This window comes from Okeania sp. SIO2B9, from assembly GCF_010672505.1.
GTDB classification, from domain to species: Bacteria; Cyanobacteriota; Cyanobacteriia; order Cyanobacteriales; family Microcoleaceae; genus Okeania; species Okeania hirsuta.
Window position 1 is genome coordinate 1 of the sequence record NZ_JAAHGK010000780.1, and the last position, 3,736, is coordinate 3,736.

1 protein-coding gene and 1 pseudogene are annotated in these 3,736 nt (G+C 36.7%); one reads left to right on the plus strand and one right to left on the minus strand.

Annotation, left to right across the window (positions count from 1 at the left end; genetic code table 11):
• On the minus strand, positions 1-2,044 hold a 2,044-nt coding region (locus tag F6K13_RS23245; protein ID WP_287288537.1), incomplete at its 3' end, for a PAS domain-containing protein.
• Between the two features lie 817 nt (positions 2,045-2,861).
• On the opposite strand from F6K13_RS23245, the pseudogene F6K13_RS23250 reads away from it, so the two are divergent.
• Positions 2,862-3,707: pseudogene (locus F6K13_RS23250) on the plus strand (aconitate hydratase B); the annotation flags it as partial.
• Positions 3,708-3,736: the final 29 nt, after the last annotated feature.

Genomic DNA, 3,736 nt, shown 5'->3' on the forward strand with positions numbered 1-3,736 from the left:
TTACAAATATTGGAGTACAAATATATACTTTTATGGGCATACTTTTTGCTTCCGAGGGTTCTAACTCATCAATACAGATTGTTCTTTTTTCTTTAACTACTCTATTACAGAAAGTATCACATAAATTAAATTTTCTTCCTGGTACAAAATAATCCTGCTTTGATTTTACAGCTCTGATAATATATAATTCCTCCTTTACTTCACCAATAATACCAGTATCCGTCCCGAAAATTTCACAACCAGCTTGGAGATAATCAGCAAAAAGTTCTTCTATATTATTGTAATTACAAGTAGCAATTCTATGTAGCTGCTTTAGACTAGAACTAAATTGTTCTAAAGCTTGGGACTTAATAAATAATTCTGCTTCCCAACGGAATCTTTCCGTAACATCTGTTTGAATACCAATAAAATGTGTTAAATGCTTTTGAGAGTTGTAAACTGGTGCAACGAATAGTTCATTCCAAAAATCTGTGCCATCTTTCCGTACATTTTGCAAAATAACATGACATTCTTGACCATATAAAATGGCATTTCTTAACTTAGAAATTGCTGGCTGATTTGTTGATTTTCCCTGCAAAAATCGACAATTTTTGCCAATTAGTTCTTCAGTTTGATAACCTGTGATCTGTTGGAAACTAGGATTAACATAAATAATGGGATTATCTGGCTGAGTAGCATCAGTGATCACGATGCCATTGTTACTACTATCAAGAGCTCGCTTCATCAGTTCCAAGTGTTCCTGATTAGCATGACGCTCAATGGCAGTTGCGATAATATTAGCGATCGCTTCGAGAAAGTATATTTCATCCTGGGTAAATTCTCGATGTTCACAACTATGAACCCCCAAAACACCCCAAGCTTTATGAGTAAGTTCGGGATCGGTTGTTTGATATGCTGTAATTTTCAAGTTAGGTATGATCAAAGTAGCACCACTAACGATGTGATGGTTATGTAGGAGAGGAGAACCTGAAAAGCTAGTTTCCACAGGAAAATCTTTGACCGTAACTGGTTTGTCAACAAAAAGAGTATAACCAGCTTGAGACTTTTCTCTGGCAGCAGTAATTGTCGCTTTACCAACCAATCCTTTTTTCCAACCTACTCCAGCACGGAGGAGCAGAGCATTATTTCCAGGTAACAACTCTAGAATTTGGCTAAATTTTACATTCAAAGTTTTGGCAATTATGGTGGCAGCTGTATCAAGCAGTGTATGATAATCTGATGTTGCTATAGCTTTTTGCCCTAACCATGCTACTGCTGCTTGTTGACGTTCGCGAGATTTGAGGCAATCTAAGAGTAGGTCTTCATTTACTTGCGCTTGCTTTTGCTCTTTAATATCTCGGTTAACTCCTATAGTTGCAACTATCTGATGAGATTTATCTAGCATCGGTACAACTGTAGTTTCGCATATGCCTTCACTACCATCTTTGCGAATAAAGTTTATTTCTCCTGCCCAGCGACCATCTTCCTTCATCTTCTTGAGAATTTCCTGAGTTAACACAGAAGCTTCTTGCGGTTTGTGTAAAATGCCTGGAGTCTTACCCAAAACTTCAGTTTTGCTATAGCCAAACATTCTAGTTGCTGCTGGGTTCCAATCAATAATATGACCATGAATATCCGTAAGAATTACCCCATCATAGATATTCTCAAAAGTTAAAGCTTGTCTTTTTAGTGACTGTTGGGCAAATTTGCGTTCTGAGATGTCCAAAAATATTGACAGTATTGCAGTTTCCCCATTAAACTTGATGGAATGCATTGATGTCTTAGCCCAAAATGGTGTGCCATCTGCTTTTTTTAAGTACACTTCGCGGTCTCGCACTACACCTCCTTGATGCAGATTTGCGAACAACAATTCACATTCTTGAGGATTACAGTAAAAACCTGATTTGGGACGACCGATTAATTTTTGACCAGGAAGTCCAAAGGTAAATTCAAAGAGTTTGTTATTGAAAAGTATCACACAATCAACTGCACGGCTAATTACTATTGCTACTGGCATTACTTCCGCAATATTCTTCCACAATTCTTCATTTTTTCTTTTTTTCATAGCTTACTTAAAACCTATATTTTAACTTTTTAATTTATTTATAAAGTTGTATTTTTAAAGTTGTATTTTTATTGATTTATTTTAATTTTATTTTGATTGTCTTTTCTGATTTTTTTGCTGATTATGTTACACTACCGATCTGAAATAATTAGCGATCCCTAATCATAAAAGTGACATTTATTACATTCTCAAATCAAATAGCACCTGAAAAAATTATCACACCCCGATCAAACCTGATAATCATCTTGTGATAGATTATCAATATTGCAACATAAACTTATTTTAATCTCAATAATTAAATCTTAAAGTAATTTGTAAATTTTTTTTAATATTTTTTCTAAAGATTTATGAAAATTAAAGTAGGTAAATAATATGTCAAGATTAGTTATATAAGCGATCGCTGCCACAAAAAAGGCAATTGCTCACACAAATAATTTCATGTTGGTAGCAATCAAAAATTAGCCATAGCACACAAATATAGTCTAGATAAACTATTTATATAAAGTTTTGATGAAGAAGATAAATAGATTTTAGGTAATGGTTTAATGTTCGCCCTCAGATTTAAGCCCTACTAATTGTAAGGATTCTAAGCAAGGTCTTCTACAATTAGAATCTCTGGAGCGTAGCAATCAGAATTTTATAGACAATAGTTTCTGTAAAAAAGACAACTGGAAAAGCAATAATGAAGTATTGAAACCTACTGTTTTTTTAGTTAGGTTACCATTCTATATTGGTGGGATATTGGATCAGATATATCCCTGAAAAAAATATCTAAAATTATAGAATTGACGATGTAAACCTGGAGGACACCCGAACAATGTTAGACAACTATGAAAATCACGTTAAACAACGGGCAGATTTAGGAATTCCACCACTGCCACTAGACGCCCAACAAACATCAGAATTATGCGAACTGCTGAAAAACCCACCTACGGGAAAAGAAGAAAAATTAATGGCATTACTGCGCGATCGCGTACCACCAGGAGTAGATGAAGCAGCTTATGTCAAAGCAGGATTTCTCACAGGTATTGCCAAAGGAGAAATTACCAGTCCTCTAATAACTCCCACCTACGCAGTCGAATTATTAGGCACAATGGTAGGTGGATACAACGTTCAATCCCTCATTGACATCCTCAAATCCGAAAATCCCGAACTGGCAAATATAGCAGCTCAAGCTTTAAGCAAAATTCTGCTAGTCTATGATGCCTTTAACGATGTTATAGAATTAGCAGAAACGAACCCCTACGCCAAACAAGTAGTAGACTCCTGGGCAGCAGCAGAATGGTTTACCACTCGCCCCCAACTCCCAGAAACAATAACAGTCACTGTCTTCAAAGTTCCTGGGGAAACCAACACTGACGACCTGTCACCTGCTCCCCATGCCACTACTCGCCCCGACATTCCACTCCACGCATTAGCGATGCTGGAATCAACAATGCCAGAAGGTTTGCAAACTATTGCGGAATTAAAACAAAAAGGTTATCCAGTTGCCTACGTTGGGGATGTTGTCGGTACTGGTTCATCCCGGAAATCTGCCTGTAACTCCGTGTTATGGCACATTGGAGAAGACATTCCCCATATTCCCAATAAGCACTCTGGTGGATATATTCTCGGTGGTAAAATTGCTCCGATTTTCTTCAACACTGCTGAAGACTCTGGCGCATTCAATGGGTAATGCGCCAGAGTCTTCAA